The organism is Flagellimonas marinaquae (genome assembly GCF_003992675.1).
GTDB lineage: Bacteria > Bacteroidota > Bacteroidia > Flavobacteriales > Flavobacteriaceae > Flagellimonas > Flagellimonas marinaquae.
In genome coordinates this window covers 168,239-184,539 of record NZ_RZMZ01000004.1, presented here as the reverse complement: position 1 = coordinate 184,539, position 16,301 = coordinate 168,239, and the positions used below count along the sequence as shown (strand labels likewise).

Genomic DNA, 16,301 nt, shown 5'->3' with positions numbered 1-16,301 from the left:
ATTTTCCTTTTCTAGAAAATTCTTACATTTAGTTCCTGTACTCCCCCAAAACTTTGTTGAACGATAAAAAAGCTGTGCCTACCATTATGAGGCGTGGCTTAGGCATGGCCAACTATTTTGGCGGTGTATACTGAAGAACTGGGTATATAAATAAGTTGTGCTTAATTAAAATAGACAGATGAATAAGAAACAAATAGAAGACCTACTGAAAAAGGTTCCCGAAATAGAAGAGCTAGCTAAAGCATTCTTTCAAAAAGTACAGGTTAAATACTCTCCCACAGGAGGTGGGAGCGTAGTAGTAATTGGATTCTCTGACTATTCTTGGGTTGAGCCTTCCGGGGACACTTTAAATACCCAATTGGAATTGATTGACAAATATGAAGATTGGTATTCCCAAACCAGCCAAATTATTTCGAATATTATGCCTTCTCGAAAACCTGATTTGGTCGATTTGTATGAAAAGAATAAAGACATTATTGAACTGAAAGAACAGATTTGGAGTCAAGATAAGAGCAAGTTCGAAAATAATCTCTTGCGGAATCTTGGCAAACAAAAGAGTATGCTTTCTTCAACATTGAGTATGATTAATATTAAGCCTAAAGAAGGAAAGGAAGAAAAGAAAGGGGATAATAATATTGAAAGCAATAATTATGGTCAACCTGGATTGGACATATCAATGTATGTCGACTTAAAATCACAAATGACAATTCTTTCTCAACAGTATTCTAGAATAGAATCAGATATTAAAGATTTAGCGCAGAAGATTGAAGGTATAGGAAGAATTACAATTAATAACTTGAATCAAAATACCGCCAAAACAGGAAACATTTCCATTTCAAACGAGAATTTAGTCAAATGGGTTAAACCTGATTTAGATGATGAACTTAAAAAATTAAAAGAAGAGTTACAGTCTAAAGATGTAGAAGGCTCAGACAAAGAGATTATTGAAGATTTGATCGAAACAGTTCTAAAAGAGAAGAACCCTAAACTTGAGTGGTTAAAAGATAAAATTTCGAAAATAAAGTATTGGGGGAATAAAGCAGGACTTTTAATTGGTAGATTAAAAGAATTAGCAGATGCAATTGGAATAACAGAAAACTAAAAACAACAGTACCTAAGAAAACAAGGGGCAGTTAGTGGTTTCGCTCTTCGTGGCTAAATTTGTCACGGACGGACAAGTAAGAGTTTCGAAAGCTCCACGTTTCTTAGCTGCGGACCGTTGTGAACAATGTAACCAGAACAATACGAATAGATGATTAAAAAGTTTAAATCAATAAATAATCTTGCTGTATTTCAAAATTTTGATTGGGATTCAACTATGCGTGATAGCGGAAATAATGTTGTTCTATTTAAACTAATCAATATTTTTTATGGTCGGAATTATTCGGGAAAAACTACTTTGTCGCGTATTGTAAGAGCTTTAGAAACAGGCAATTTATCCGACAAATATGAAAACCCTGAATTTGAAGTTAGCATAACTGACGTTGCTGATAGTACACCAAATAATTTAACTGCACACGGAAAAAAAATCAGAGTTTTCAATGAGGACTTTGTAAAGGCTAATCTTCGTTTCATCGTAAATCCTGATGAAAGCATAGCACCTTTTGCCATAATTGGTGGGAATGCTACAATTGAAGCTGAAATTCAAACTTTAAAAAATGAACTGGGTGTGAAAGAAAATCCTGAAGAAGAAATTGATGCTACAGGATTTTATCTTGAATTAAAAAATGCTTCATTGAGAGCAACAACTGCATTACAAGCATATCAAACCGCAAACAATAGCTTAAATGACCAATTAAGGTATAAAGCAACAAACAATCCGAATGGTATAAAATACAAATCCGATAAGTTTGGAGACCAAAACTATAATATCACCAAACTACTAAGTGACGTAAAAACCGTTTCGGACACCTCTTTTCAGCCATTAACTGATCAAGAAGTAACAGCGAAATTGAATTTGCTCAATGAAAGTACAAACGCAAACATTCCAGAAATTGAAAAACCAACTTTTGATTTAAATACACTAAATAGAAAGGCAAAAGAACTCGTAACTAAATCAATTAGCAATTCCAATAAAATTGAGCAGCTTTTAAAAGACGCAATTTTAAATCGTTGGGTAAAAGAAGGTCGCCAATTACACAAGGACAAGCTTGAAAAATGCTCTTTTTGTGGTAATGATATTTCACAAGAACGTTGGAATGCATTAGAAAGTCATTTTGATGAAGAATCGGAAAAACTAGAAAAGGAAATTGATTCTTTAATTTCTGAAACGGAAAATTCAATTCGGAAGATTGAGACCATACTAGTAATTGACAAAAATTTGTTTTACTCAAAGTTTCATTCAGACTTGGACACTTTAATAGAAGAAAGAGAACAAGCGATTGATGTATTAAAATCAGATTTAAATACTATAAAAGAAAAGCTTGTTGAACGCAAAGATGACCTACTCAATTCTAAATCGTACAATGATGTAACTGATAACAGTAAATTACTAGAGGATTGTTGGAAAAAATATGAAACTTTTAGGACAGAAGCGAACGAATACAGTAGTTCCTTGGAAACCGAACAGACAAAAGCAAAGAAGCTTTTGAGATTGAGAGAGGTAAGCGATTTTACTACTGACATTCAATTTTCAACTGTAAAAGCAAGAGTGCAATCTTTAAAAGACACTTCAGATACTGAAACTCAATCCAAGAATGATGTGGAGGAAAAAATCAAGCGACAAATTGCTCAAATCGAAGCTAAAGAGCGGTTGATGAATGATGAAGAAAAAGGGGCAATTAAAGTAAATGAATATTTAAATAATTTTTTTGGTCACGCTTTTTTGACACTACAAGCATTAGAGGATACTGATGAGTTTGGAGGGAAGAAAATAAAATTTGAAATTGTAAGGAACGGAAACAAGGCACATCATTTAAGTGAAGGTGAAAGCAGTCTAATTGCGTTTTGTTATTTTATGGCAAAGCTTGAAGATGTCGAAACAAAGGGAAGTAAGCCAATAATTTGGATTGACGATCCAATTTCGAGTTTAGATAGTAATCATATTTTTTTCGTTTATAGTCTTATCAATGCAGAAATTTTCACAAGTCAAGAGTATGAACAGATATTTATTTCCACTCATAATTTAGACTTCTTAAAATACTTAAAAAGATTGCCAAGTGCTTTAAACAAAAATCATTGTAACTATTTTTTGATTTCAAGAGAAAATGAAATAAGTAAAATCACATTAATGCCAAGGTATTTAAAAGATTATGTAACAGAGTTTAATTTCCTTTTCCACCAAATTTATCAGTGCTCGATTGCTGAGACAGATGATGAAAATCAACATAATTTATACTATAATTTCGGAAATAATACACGGAAATTCCTAGAGGCTTTTCTATACTACAAATACCCAAATACTATCAAACAAGTTGATAAACTAACAAAGTTCTTTGGGAATAATAGACAAGCCTCGATAATGACTGATAGAATTAACAACGAATTTTCACATTTAGAGGGGTTGTTTGAAAGAAGTATGACACCGATAGACATACCTGAAATGAAAAAAACTGCAGAGTTTATTCTAGATAAAATAAAAGAAAAAGATAATGAACAATATGAAGCCTTATTATCGAGTATCGGAATAGAAATTCAAGATGAAGAATAAAAACACTGCTCACAATCAAGTGGACGGCTCCGCCATTAAATGACGGAGTGTACCCCTCATACCACCGCGCCCCTCTGTAAGCTACCCTTAAAACCGAATGTTTCCATATATTTGGGAAGAATAAGATTTCCCCTACCCAAAATTAAATACACTTCATGTCCGAAGAACAAAAGAAACTGCTCGAAACGCAATTATGGAACATTGCCAATGAGTTAAGAGGCAAAATGGATGCCGATGAGTTTAGAGATTATATTCTAGGCTTTATTTTCTACAAATACCTTTCCGAAAAGCAATACCTGTACGCCAATAAATTATTGGAAACCGAGGAAATTAAGGATTACCTTTTGGTTACGAATGCAGACGATTTGAAAGCCATTAAAGAGGAATCCCTATTAAAATTGGGGTACTACCTAAAACCTGATGAACTCTTTAGCTCCATCGCCAAAAAGGGCAATGCCAATACCGAGAACGAGAGTAACTTTATCCTGGCCGATCTGGAAAGCATTCTCAACAGTATTGAGCAAAGTACCATGGGTACGGAAAGCGAGGACGATTTCAACAAGCTTTTTGAGGATCTGGACCTCAACAGCACCAAACTGGGCAGGAGCACCGATGCCCGAAACAGCCTCATCTCCAAAGTGCTGTTTCATTTGGACAAAATAGATTTTGCCTTGGAGGATGCCGAAGCGGATGTGCTGGGCGATGCTTACGAGTATCTTATTTCCCAATTTGCCAGCGGTGCAGGTAAAAAAGCAGGAGAGTTTTACACCCCACAACAAGTCTCCAAAATATTGGCCAAAATAGTGACCACGGGCAAAAAACGCCTGAAAAGCGTGTACGATCCCACTTGTGGCTCTGGCTCCTTGCTGTTGCGTGTGAGCAGGGAAGTGCCCGTGGATGATTTTTTTGGGCAGGAACTGAACCGGACCACCTACAATTTGGCACGGATGAACATGATCTTGCACGATGTTCATTTTAGGCATTTCGATATTAGGCAGGAGGACACTTTGGAACAACCCCAACATTTGGATATACGTTTTGAGGCCATTGTGGCCAACCCGCCATTTTCCGCCAAATGGAAAGGGAAGAACAACCCATTAAACGAAAACGACGAGCGTTTTAGCCAATACGGGCGTTTGGCACCCACCAGTAAAGCCGATTTTGCCTTTGTGCAGCACATGCTGTACCAATTGGCGGAAAACGGCACCATGGCCTGCGTGTTGCCCCATGGCGTGTTGTTTCGAGGGAGTGCCGAAGGCACCATTAGGGAATACCTGATAAAGGAACTAAATTATTTGGATGCGGTGATAGGCCTGCCCGCCAATGTATTTTACGGCACAAGCATCCCCACCTGTATTTTGGTGCTGAGCAAATGCAGGGTACACAACGATGACATTTTGTTTATTGATGCCTCACAGGGTTTTGAAAAAGATGGCAATAAGAACAGGCTGACCGAGGAACATATCGATGCCATTATAGACACCTACCGCACCCGTAGCACCAAGGACAAATTTAGTTACGTAGCGAGTTTGGAAGAGGTAGCGGAAAATGATTACAACCTCAACATACCCCGCTACGTGGACACCTTTGAGGAAGAGGAGCCTGTGGACTTGGACCAAGTGGCCACTGATTTAAAAGACTTGGAGAAGGACATGGCCGAAACGGATACCCTCATTGCCGACTTCTGCCAACAACTGAACCTTAAAACACCGTTTTGATTATGAAGGAACAAAAACGGGTGCCGAAATTGCGGTTTGCTGAGTTTTCGGGGGAATGGGAGAAAATACAATTTTCTAAAGTGTGTGATAAAATTAGTGATGGAATACATTCGACTCCAAAATATAATGATGAAGGAAATTACTATTTTGTTAATGGGAATAATCTAGTTGATGGCAACATTTTTATAAATGAAAATACAAAACGCCTAACAGAGAATGAATATCTTAAACATAAAAGAGAACTCAATGAAGATACCATACTAATTTCCATCAATGGAACTATTGGTAATTTGGCATTTTATAACAATGAAGATATTGTTCTTGGAAAAAGCGCATGTTATATTAACATAAAAAGTAAATATCCGAAGTACTTTTTTTATTTGTCTCTTCAAACCTCTAGGGTTAAAAACTATTTCAACTCAGAATTGACAGGAAGTACTATAAAAAACCTATCGTTAAAGACCATAAAAGAAACAACTTTAATACTTCCAAGTATTAGAGAACAACAAAAAATAGCCTCTTTCCTTTCATCGGTTGATAAAAAAATAGCGCAATTACAACAAAAGAAAACCCTTTTAGAGCAGTACAAAAAGGGTGTGATGCAGCAAATGTTCCCTTCGGCAGGCTCAGGGCAAGTTCCACAATTGCGGTTTACTCGAGAAGATGGGAGTGCTTATACTGATTGGGAGGAGAAACGGTTGGGGGAGATTACTAAGATAACGACTGGAAACTCCAATAGGGTTGATTCCAGTTTAGATGGTAAATACACCTTTTTTGATAGATCTCAAGATATTAGAACAAGTAGTATTTATCTCTTCGATGGTGAAGCAATAATTGTTGCAGGAGAGGGTCAAGAATTTATTCCCAAATATTTTGTTGGCAAGTTTGATTTACATCAAAGAACTTATGCTATCATGGATTTTAAAAAGTCAAATGGCAAGTTTTTGTATTATCTAATTCATAAAAATCGACATTATTTTTATTCGCAAGCTGTAGGTTCTACGGTTAAGTCCTTAAGATTACCTATGTTTCAAAAAATGAAGATTATGTTGCCATCGATAGCTGAACAAACTCAAATCGCCAACTTTTTAAGTGCCATCGATAAAAAAATAGCCGTAGTTCAAACTCAAATAGAACATACCCAGCAATTTAAAAAAGGCCTGTTGCAGCAGATGTTTGTGTAGAAATGGAAGAATTAATACCAGTAAATAGCGAGAAAGAACTTGAGGAATTATTCAAACAAAACTATTTTAAAGCTGATGAGGATTTCTATTTTGGTGTAAAAAACTTAGCAATAAACTTCCCATTGACCCTACCTATAAGTGAAGAAAGAATAATACCCAAATCAGCTATTGAAGAAAGGCAGGTTGGATTTTCAATTAATAATTCCAAGCAACATTTTGCATTTTCTAATTGCAAATTTGACCTTTTGCTCGAGTTCAAAGATTCTGAAAGCAATCTTCACTTTGATAACTGTCAATTTAATGGTGTTGATGCGGAAAACAAACATTTGAGTGGTAAAATACGATTTAGGGAATGTCATTTTTATAACTGGGTTAATTTTAGAAATACAACATTTTATGAATTGGCTGATTTTTGGAGAAGTATTTTTTATCCACCAACAATTTTCTTCAAAACCGAATTTATAGGGACCACAGTTTTCAGTGCTACAACTTTTAAAGAAAATGTTCTTTTCACCTATAGCCTCATAGACAAACTCATTCTTTTTAGGGGAACAAAAATTGAAAAGGGTTTTGACATATCCACGGCTATCCGCTCAGGCGAAATGGGCATCTTTGATTTTCATGTTCAGGATTTCAAATCTTTAAACAAAAAACTTGATGAAGAAGCCTATGAAAGGGCAATCGCTCAAAATGCTGAAATACCAATCAAAAACAAAAGGGAAACATTCAGAATTTTAAAACAAGAGCATATTTCCCAAAATAATGTGGTACACAGCATAGAGTATAAAACCCTTGAGAATGAAACCTATTTAAAAGAAAACATTTCCAAATTACTCAGAGGGGAATCAATTGTTTCCTGTGTATCCAATTTGTTTGTCCTATCATTAAATTGGCTCTCCAGTAGATTTGGAGTGTCATATTTCCAAGCGGCCTTTTTTACGCTAATTTTTGGGGGCTTGTTCTACTATTTCACAATACTCAGTACCTCAAAATACGAAATGGCCATGAACTTCGATTGGAACATTTTTTATGAAAATATTCCAACTTATAGTTCTTACTTATTACCTACGCATAGGTTTGATTTTCTTGGCGAAGAGTTTGGAGATAAATATTCATTCAATAATTGGTTTTATTTTTTTGACCTATTTGGTAGAATTGTAACTGGCTATGGGATTTATCAAACCATACAAGCCTTTAGAAAATTTAGATAATGACCACCCAACCGGAATACATTTTAGAAGAGAACCTCGTAGAACAGCTACAGAACTTAGGCTATTCAAAAGTCAACATAAAAGATGAGACTGAGTTGGTTGCCAACTTAAAAAGGCAGATGGAAAAACATAACCGGACCTCCTTTTCGGATGCAGAGTTTAAGCAAATATTGAATCAGCTCTCCAAGGGCAACATTTATGAAAAGGCCAAAACCCTCCGTGACCGTATTACCTATGCCAAGGACAATGGGGAAACGGGCTATGTGGAGTTGATCAACCAAGTGCATTGGTGCAAAAACCAGTATCAGGTCACCCACCAAATCACCATGGAGGGTTCTTACAAAAACCGTTATGATGTTACCATACTCATCAACGGTCTGCCCTTGGTGCAAATAGAGCTGAAAAAACGGGGCTTGGAAATGAAAGAGGCCTTCAATCAAATCAACCGTTATGAGCGGCATTCGTTTGGTTCAGGAAGTGGTTTGTTCCAATACGTGCAGCTCTTTGTCATCAGTAATGGGGTCAACACAAAGTATTTTGCCAACAACCCTGTAAAAGCACGTTCCTTTAAACAAACCTTCTTTTGGGCGGATAGGGAGAACAACATCATTACCCAATTAAGTGAGTTTGCCAAAGCATTTTTGGAGCCATGCCATCTCTCCAAAATGATCACCAAATACATCGTGCTGAACACGGCTAATACCTTAATGGTATTACGCCCATACCAGTATTATGCCACAGAAGCCATCGTGGAGCGTGTTAAAAACAGCAAAAAGTTTGGTTATATATGGCATACCACGGGTTCGGGCAAAACATTGACATCATTTAAAGCGGCACAAATCCTCACTAATTTAGAGGATGTGCTCAAAGTGGTCTTTGTGGTAGACCGAAAGGATTTGGACTACCAAACTATCAAAGAGTTCAATAGCTTTAGCGAAGGTAGCATTGATGCCACGAACAATACAAGTACTTTGGTGAAACAGCTCTCCGATGACACCAAGCTCATTGTTACCACCATCCAAAAATTGAATACGGCCATTTCCAAACCAAAACACATGGCCAAAGTGGATAAGCTAAAAAACGAGCGCATCGTATTTATTTTCGATGAATGCCACCGTAGCCAGTTTGGCGATACCCATAATGCCATTAAAAACTACTTTGGCAATGCCCAAATGTTCGGTTTTACGGGCACTCCCATTTTCGCCGATAATTCAGTAAAAAACAAGCTGGGTAGAAGAACCACCAAGGATTTGTTTGAAGAGTGTCTGCATAAATACGTCATCACCGATGCCATACGGGACAGGAACGTTTTAAAGTTCTCTATCGAATATATGAACACTGTAAAACCTAAAGATGATGTTGTTGATATAAAAGTGGAGGACATCAATACCGCAGAGGTTTTGGAGGCTCCTGAGCGATTGGAGAACAATGTTGATTTTATAATCAACAATCACAACCGTAAAACCCATAATCGACGTTACACGGCCATTTTTTGCGTTCAGAATGTAAAGACGTTGATAAAGTATTATGAATTGTTTCAAACCAAAAAAGAAGCAGGCGAACACGATTTAAAAGTAGCCACCATCTTCTCCTACAAAGCCAACCAATTGGATGAGGATGCACAGGGTTTTATCCCCGATGAGGATTATGATGATTTTGCGGCCGAGCCCCCATCAAGGTACGATACAAAACATACAAGGGATAAATTGGAAGCGTTTATGGCTGACTATAACGGGATGTTCAAAACCAATTATTCCACCAATGAATTTTATTCCTATTACAAGGATATTGGAAAACGAGTTAAGAACAGACAAGTAGATGTTTTGTTGGTGGTCAATATGTTCTTGACAGGTTTTGATAGTAAGTTGCTAAACACAATCTATGTGGACAAAAACCTAAAGTACCATGGCTTGATACAGGCCTATTCCCGTACCAATAGAATATTGGATGAGGTGAAATCCCAGGGAAATGTTGTGGCCTTTAGAAACCTTAAAGAACCCACTGACGAGGCCATAACCCTGTTTTCCAATAAAGAAGCCATTGAAGAGATCATAGTGCAACCCTATGATGATTACATTGAAAAGTTTGATGAAGCCGTTGAGCGTGTAAAGGCCATTGCACCAACCTTTGATAGTGTGAACGATTTGGCTTCTGAAGCAGAAGAACTGGAATTTGTAAAGGCCTTTAGGGAATTGATGCGCGTAAAAAATGTACTTGGAACATTCACCGAATTTAGTTTTGAGGATTTGGGAATTGACGAACAAACCTTTGAGAACTACAAGAGCAAGTACTTGGATTTATATGACACCATAAAATCGGAAACCCAGAAGGAGAAAGTATCTATTCTAAACGATATAGATTTTGAATTGGAACTGATCCGAAGGGATGAAATAAATGTTACCTATATATTAACCTTACTGGCCAAACTTCACGATTCAGAACCAAAGGAGCAAGAAGAACAGCGCAAAGCGATTTCAGATATATTGTCCTCAGAATCTCAATTAAGAAGCAAAAAAGAATTGATTGAGAAGTTTATAGCAGAAAATCTACCGTTGATAACCGACTCCGAACTGGTGGCCAATGAATTTGAATCCTTTTGGACGGTGGAGAAGAAAAAAGCCATACTTCGATTGGCCAAAGAAGAAAACTTGGATTACCAGAAGTTGGTTGATTTGGTCAGCAATTACCTGTTCACGGAAAAAGAACCCTTACGGGATTCGATTATTGCCGTTATGAACGAAAGACCCAGCCTAAGAGATAGAGCTACTTCATCTGACAGAATATTAGGTAAGGTAAAAGACTTTGTGGAAACTTTTATTGATGGGATGGGATAGACAGTTCAGAGTAAGAAAGTCCTTTATTATCGCCTATAATAAAGTTGCCCCCAACCCTTTTTTGTAAATTTACCATATAGTTGCCACACCGCGGTCAAGAATGGGCCAGCACCTTGCGGGTGGTGGGGGCACAGACGGCTGATAAAGACAGCGTGGTGTGGCAATGAACCCGCTAATATAACACCTACTCTCACCATCAGATAGCATTCTGTTTCCTGACCATTACTTATCGGGTTCAAATATCGACCTGACCTCCCGATGGACTTTTAAATAATGCCGCTCCAAATCCCCCTCCTTGATTTCAAGGGGCTTGGGCAAGCCTTTTGGAATTTCAGGCCTGTGGAACTGCACCTTTCGATCCTTCCCATCCGCAAACACCACAAACTCCCCCTGCTTCAACCGAAAAAACACCTCTGCCCTGCGTTTGGATACTTCTTTTTCCCCTTCCGTAATCCGTCGCTCCAAACTCAAGCCTGAACTCTTGCTCACACTCCGTGTCGGCATCTTGACCAGTTCAAAGAACCGCTCATAATAGCGGGCCGTATCCGGATCGTTCACCTTCCCAAAGAACTGATAGGACAGATTGGACAAAATGGCCTTACTGGCCTTTTCCCCGTACATCATATCGTTCTGAACCTTATCCTGTAGCACATATACGCTCACAATATCGTAGCTCCGCAGCGTGGCCGGGATGCGGTGCATATTCAACAAGCGTAAGGTGGAGGCCTCTTCCAACAGCATAAAGGAGGGCTTTCGGTTGCGTTGGCTCATCTGTTTGGAAATGGTATGCATAATGGTGGCGATCACCGGGGACAGGGAAGCATCTTTCTGGGGATTGTTTACCAAGGCAATAACCGAGGGGTTTTCGGCATTATTGATGTCCAGCGGAATCTCATCGGCGGACAATACCATAAAAACCTTTCGGGTACTGATCTTTTTGATGGCATTGGCCAAGGTACTCATCACCCCAGCGGTCTGCCGTTCCGACCCCACCCCACTGATAAAGGCATCGGCCATGGCACGTGAGGTAAGGTTCCCCTTCAGAAACTTGATCAGGCTCTTGGTGCCCAACTGCTGGTAGAGGGCCATCACATGGGGCAGGGTACAAAAATCGGGATAATCGGTCTTGAGCCGCCAGATCAGTCCGCTGATCAAGCCCTCAGCAGCATCCTTAAAAAAACGGGAGGTACTGTTCTCATCCGAATCTCGATGTTCCATCAGGTTTTCCAACAATACCCGGGACACCTCGTGGACACTCTCCTCATCGGGCAGGTAACGGGGTGCAATGGGATTCACCCGATGGTAGATCGGCCCAAAGGACACGATATGGAAGGGTACCTTTTGATCTTTCCAAAGGGGACAGGCCATTTCCGTGATCTCAAAATCCTTGTAATCGTGGATGACCCCGGAAAACCGCTGCTGCTTAAAATGCTCCAAGAAGCCATAGATGACACTTTCGGTCTTCCCGCTCCCTGCGGAGGCCATCACGGATACCCCCCTGCGGATGTTCCCTAGGACCAGGGACCTGCCCTTGACCTTTAATTTGACCTCGAACACCTTTGAAGGTTTACTCGTATCCTTATGATAATCCACCAGCCCATAGATGACGGTATGCAGAAAAAACAAGGGGAGCCATAGGCCCATCGACTGCTTCAAAAGTAGGTCCCAGCCGAATATCCCTCCAATGGCAATTGCCACCATAAGCAGGATACCGAGATAATACAGAAAGCCATACTTGAGGTAACGATTGGCCACAAAAGAGATTAAGCCCCCAATCAACAAACCAATTCCAATTTCAATCCATCCTAAACTATCCATAACCCATATATTTAAATTCCAATCGATCCCGATTCCAAGGCCTTTCCAATCCCTTTTTTGAGCTGCATCATCGCCTTATAGGCCAATTGCGCCTTGTTGGTAGGGATGGTCGGCACCTTGATGCCCGCCTTGAACAACAATTGCTTGGCCGCCTGCCGTTCATTCGTCGGCAATCCCAATAATGCGGAAAAGAAGCGTTCGGGATCCTTGTCCAAGAGGTTACGGGCATGGTAGGTCTCCACAAAGTTCCTTCGGTAATTGAATTGTTGGTCAAAGGTCTTTTCCGCTGCCCGATAGAACTTGTCCCGATCAAAGCCCTGTTTGACGGTCTGCCCATGGAGCGTGGTCTCGGAAGTTCGGAACTTGGACCCCGGGGAAAGGCTATGGGTATTGGTCCTATCCATTCGGCTCACGATGATATGGATATGGCTCTGGTAGCCTTCCTTGGCCATACCGGGTACGATGCGCTTCCCGTTCAATTGGTGTGGGGCCTCTCCTTCCAGTACATTTATCTTTTCCCGGAGCTTGGCAATTTCCCCTTGCTCCCGCCCTTCCTTAATGGCCCTGACCCGGTGTTGCAGTTCCAATATCTTGCTGGCATGGGCCTGGTTTTCCTTGACCTCGCGATCCTTTTCGGAATAGGTGCGTTCCCGTTCCAGTTTGGCAAAATAGAGGATGTCCTTGACGGTCACTTCACGGTCCCGATAAAAGGAGGCCGCATAGGTATTCATAACCTGCCGGGTATATTGCCTCAGTTTCTCGGGGTCGTTTCCGATATGCTGGAGTTCCCTTTGGGAAGGGCTCACCACCAGGGAATAGAATTTGGGCTCCCGTTTCTTGAGCTTGGCCGTATTGGCGTCGATCTCGGCAATGACCCGCTCCGCATCGATGTTGTTCTCTTCCTGATTGAAATACCCTTCCTGTAGTTCCGGTTCCCTCCCTTCGTTCTCCTTTTCCAGATAGTTGACAAAATCCCGGGCACTCCCCTTAAAATTGTCCCCCAGTTGTTGGCGTGTGATGGCGATGTACATAATTACTTCTTTTTAAGTTTTGTACGGTATTTTTCAATGGCCTCGGGATTGAGGTCCAATTTGAGGTGGTCCTTCCCAAAGCGGTTGTGGTATACGCTCACATGGTCCAGCACATAGGTAAAATCCTCCTTGAGCTCCTCCATTTGTTCTTCCAAACGGTCATAACGGATCTTGGGCACGGTGACCTCCACATCAAAAGATTCCATCTCCTTGGATGGCTTGGCCTCGGTCAATTGCTGTTCGATAAAATCAAAATCGCTGTCCCATTCCTCATCATCGGATGCCAGCTCCTGTTCAAAGAGGGCCTGGATCATGCTAACGGTGGGCAGGGTCTGTTCCTTTTCAATGCTGCGCATAATGGCGACCATGGCATTGAAGCGGCGTTTGATCAGGTATTTGAGGCTGGCGATCGTCTCGTGCATCCGTTCGTCCGGGGAGATCCCGTTGTGCTCAAAAAACTCCACCATGGCCAATAGCGTCATGGAATGGGATTTCCCTTGCCGCTTGGAAAAGCCCTTGAATTTGGCGAGCACCGATATTTTGATGCACACGGTCCGAAACGCTTCCTTTTCGTATCCTCTATCCATTTTTAGCTTAAAAATTCCTTGGTTTTATTGGCCCCAGCGGATTTTTACGCTAAAAACGCCAAGGACCCTATTTTTTAAAATATCACAAACCCCCATAAACAGGGGTCTTGCGCAGCAACTATGATCGGAAGGACGCGCGAGCGTGCTACCCTCTTGCTCCTCCTTTTTGTGCAGCGGCCCAAAAAAGCATCGCACAAGCCGTCTTGAAAAGACCGCCGTCCCTTATCATATTATACCTTATGGAGCACGGACTTTGGGAAAGTCAAATCAGGTTGGGATGCCGTGCAAACTGTGCTGCGGTGCAGCATCTTAAATATACCCACATTCCCCGGGGTACAAAAATGCGTTCTGTGGGCAAATGGCATCATTTGCCCACGGAATATATGGAACGGGCATTTCTGGGTTTCCACAACGTCAGGTGTTCCCCCGGAACGCCAAAAAAAAAGACCCTTTTTCAAGGGCCTTGTTCCAGTCAGTCCTCCGATGGGACGGTGTCGGTCTGTTCCCTGTAATATTCATACCGGAATATCCAGAGATTGACCACCAGGGAGTAGGTTTTGTCCACCGTGGCATCAGCTGTCTTTTTGACAACGCTTTTCTTTGGGTGTTTCTTTGCCGGGATCTCCAACGACTTTTTTACAATTGCTTTCATAATACATGATTTTAAGTTATCAATTATTTGATGGCATCCCCGCACTTCCCAAAAATTTCGGCTCAAAAGGAAACGGAATAAATAGTGAGGTACGAACGGTTTATGCCGTAGTCTTTTGATGGGAACATTTTTGAAGGGCGAACTTGCGGTCAAATAAGGGATAGGTATTCTTTGAGGTTGCCCAGTACTTTACAAACAAGAATTTCCCTAATTGGTTTTTGGGTGTTCGACCCACCTAAAAACAAACCATGAACCCATAAAAAAAGCCCATCATAATGGATGGGCTTGGATAGTGTGTTTAGGGTTCACATATTAAATACAAAATCATAATTGTATAGATTTCGCATCGCTTCCCTTCGACTCCGCTCAGGGCAGGCCCAAGAGGGCTTCATAGTCCTTATCATGGATTTCTGCAAATTGGCGCAATTCGGTCCCGGAACGATATTCCACATCTTCCTTGGAACTGGAAAGCAAACGTTCCTGGGTTTCGCTATCGAGGTTTGTAAAATTCAAATAGACCATGTTTCAATGTTTAAAAATTCATTGTTTACAAATCATAAAGGCTCGGATCGAACCCATCGGGATAGTCCCTTGGGTCATGTTGATATGCTTCTGCATTTTCAGGCTCGGATGTTGTTGTCTTTTCGTCCATTTCTACAACATTTATAGGATTCCGTTATCTGCGAAACTGTAATACCGTCCATCGGGTGCCAGAATGATATGGTCCAATACCTTGACATCAAAAAGCTGTGCGGCCTCTTTGATTTTTTGGGTCAATTGTTTGTCCTGGTAACTTGCCTTGAGCTGCCCAGAGGGATGGTTGTGTGCCAGGATGACCCCCACGGAAAGGGTTTTCAGTACTAGGGCAAACAGGATGCGCACATCCACCAAGGTTCCCGTGATGCCCCCATGGGAGAGCGGATAAATGCCCTTGACCTTGTTGGACTGGTTCAGCAATACGATCTTAAAAGTTTCGTACAGGCCTATGGTCTGATTGTCCCAATTTTGGAACAACAGTTCCGCCACCTCCTTGGAGTTGGTCACCGACAGGGATTTGAGGGTAGAGAGCTTTTCCCGATAACTGATCTGTATTTCGTTGACTTTGAGTTCCATCTTTTTCTTGTTACAGGTTAAAAAAGGAATGGGGCGCCCAATCCAAAGAAAGACAGGGCACCCGTAACCTCTATTCCTCGCTGGTGGTTCCACCCAACAGTAAAATCTCACTCGCTACCACTTCGGTCACATGGCGCTTGTTGCCCTCTTTGTCCTCATAGGATCGGGAGGTCAGTTTTCCCTCAATGGCAAGTTCCTTTCCCTTGATTACAAACTTTTCGATGATGTCGGCGGTCTTGCCCCAGGCGGTCACGTTGTGCCATTCGGTATTGGTGACCTTTTCGCCCTTTTTGTTCCTGTAATGCTCATTGGTCGCCAAGGACAAACGGGCAACTTTTTTGTCATTTTCCAAGTTGGTGATCACTGGGTCTTGCCCCACGTTACCGATCAACTGTACTTTGTTTCTTAAACTGCTCATAATAAAAGGTTTTAAATGCCTGCCCTCTTGGCAGACGGGTTACTGATTTCCCCGTATCTCCATGCAATTGTGTGCGGATTTTAAGG

Annotated in this window: 13 protein-coding genes; 6 read left to right on the top strand and 7 right to left on the bottom strand. The window is 40.9% G+C overall.

Translation table 11 applies throughout. The features are described 5' to 3' along the window. Nucleotides 1–178: 178 nt before the first annotated feature. The 6 genes from EO130_RS02065 (at nt 179) to EO130_RS02040 (ending at nt 10,596) form a co-directional block, all read left to right on the top strand. Complete coding sequence (locus EO130_RS02065) at nt 179–1,102, top strand: hypothetical protein (RefSeq protein ID WP_127139864.1); 924 nt, start codon at nt 179–181, stop codon at nt 1,100–1,102. 150 nt (nt 1,103–1,252) lie between these two features. Beyond that, the gene (locus EO130_RS02060; RefSeq protein ID WP_127139863.1) at nt 1,253–3,649 is read left to right on the top strand and encodes an AAA family ATPase; all 2,397 of its coding nucleotides are present in this window, start codon (nt 1,253–1,255) and stop codon (nt 3,647–3,649) included. A 155-nt stretch (nt 3,650–3,804) separates the two neighbouring features. Then, nucleotides 3,805–5,367, top strand: a complete 1,563-nt coding sequence (locus EO130_RS02055; protein WP_127139862.1) for a type I restriction-modification system subunit M — start codon at nt 3,805–3,807, stop codon at nt 5,365–5,367. Nucleotides 5,368–5,369: 2 nt separating this feature from the next. Next, entirely contained in the window at nt 5,370–6,551 is a 1,182-nt protein-coding gene (locus tag EO130_RS02050) for a restriction endonuclease subunit S (protein ID WP_127139861.1), read from the top strand. Nucleotides 6,552–6,553: 2 nt separating this feature from the next. After that, nucleotides 6,554–7,762 (top strand): pentapeptide repeat-containing protein, encoded by a 1,209-nt coding sequence (locus EO130_RS02045; protein WP_127139860.1) that lies wholly within the window; start codon nt 6,554–6,556, stop codon nt 7,760–7,762. Beyond that, nucleotides 7,762–10,596, top strand: a complete 2,835-nt coding sequence (locus EO130_RS02040) for a type I restriction endonuclease subunit R (RefSeq protein WP_127139859.1) — start codon at nt 7,762–7,764, stop codon at nt 10,594–10,596. Before EO130_RS02045 ends, EO130_RS02040 begins: the two co-directional genes overlap by 1 nt. A gap of 222 nt (nt 10,597–10,818) precedes the next feature. Here the strand turns inward: EO130_RS02040 and EO130_RS02035 are convergent, their stop codons facing one another. The 7 genes from EO130_RS02035 to EO130_RS02005 form a co-directional block, all read right to left on the bottom strand. After that, entirely contained in the window at nt 10,819–12,414 is a 1,596-nt protein-coding gene (locus tag EO130_RS02035) for a type IV secretory system conjugative DNA transfer family protein (RefSeq protein WP_206513106.1), read from the bottom strand. Between the two features lie 11 nt (nt 12,415–12,425). Continuing rightward, nucleotides 12,426–13,445 (bottom strand): MobB family relaxase, encoded by a 1,020-nt coding sequence (mobB, locus tag EO130_RS02030; protein ID WP_127139858.1) that lies wholly within the window; start codon nt 13,443–13,445, stop codon nt 12,426–12,428. 2 nt (nt 13,446–13,447) lie between these two features. Next, complete coding sequence (locus EO130_RS02025) at nt 13,448–14,032, bottom strand: BfmA/BtgA family mobilization protein (RefSeq protein ID WP_127139857.1); 585 nt, start codon at nt 14,030–14,032, stop codon at nt 13,448–13,450. Between the two features lie 472 nt (nt 14,033–14,504). After that, nucleotides 14,505–14,684: a hypothetical protein gene (locus EO130_RS02020; protein WP_127139856.1), complete on the bottom strand. Its 180-nt coding sequence runs from the start codon at nt 14,682–14,684 to the stop codon at nt 14,505–14,507. Between the two features lie 366 nt (nt 14,685–15,050). After that, nucleotides 15,051–15,206 carry a hypothetical protein gene (locus EO130_RS02015; RefSeq protein WP_239057501.1) on the bottom strand — a complete coding sequence of 52 codons (156 nt, stop codon included), beginning with the start codon at nt 15,204–15,206 and terminating at the stop codon, nt 15,051–15,053. A 141-nt stretch (nt 15,207–15,347) separates the two neighbouring features. Then, nucleotides 15,348–15,797 (bottom strand): JAB domain-containing protein, encoded by a 450-nt coding sequence (locus tag EO130_RS02010; RefSeq protein ID WP_127139855.1) that lies wholly within the window; start codon nt 15,795–15,797, stop codon nt 15,348–15,350. Nucleotides 15,798–15,867: 70 nt separating this feature from the next. Next, entirely contained in the window at nt 15,868–16,215 is a 348-nt protein-coding gene (locus EO130_RS02005; protein ID WP_127139854.1) for a single-stranded DNA-binding protein, read from the bottom strand. Between the last annotated feature and the right edge of the window lie 86 nt (nt 16,216–16,301).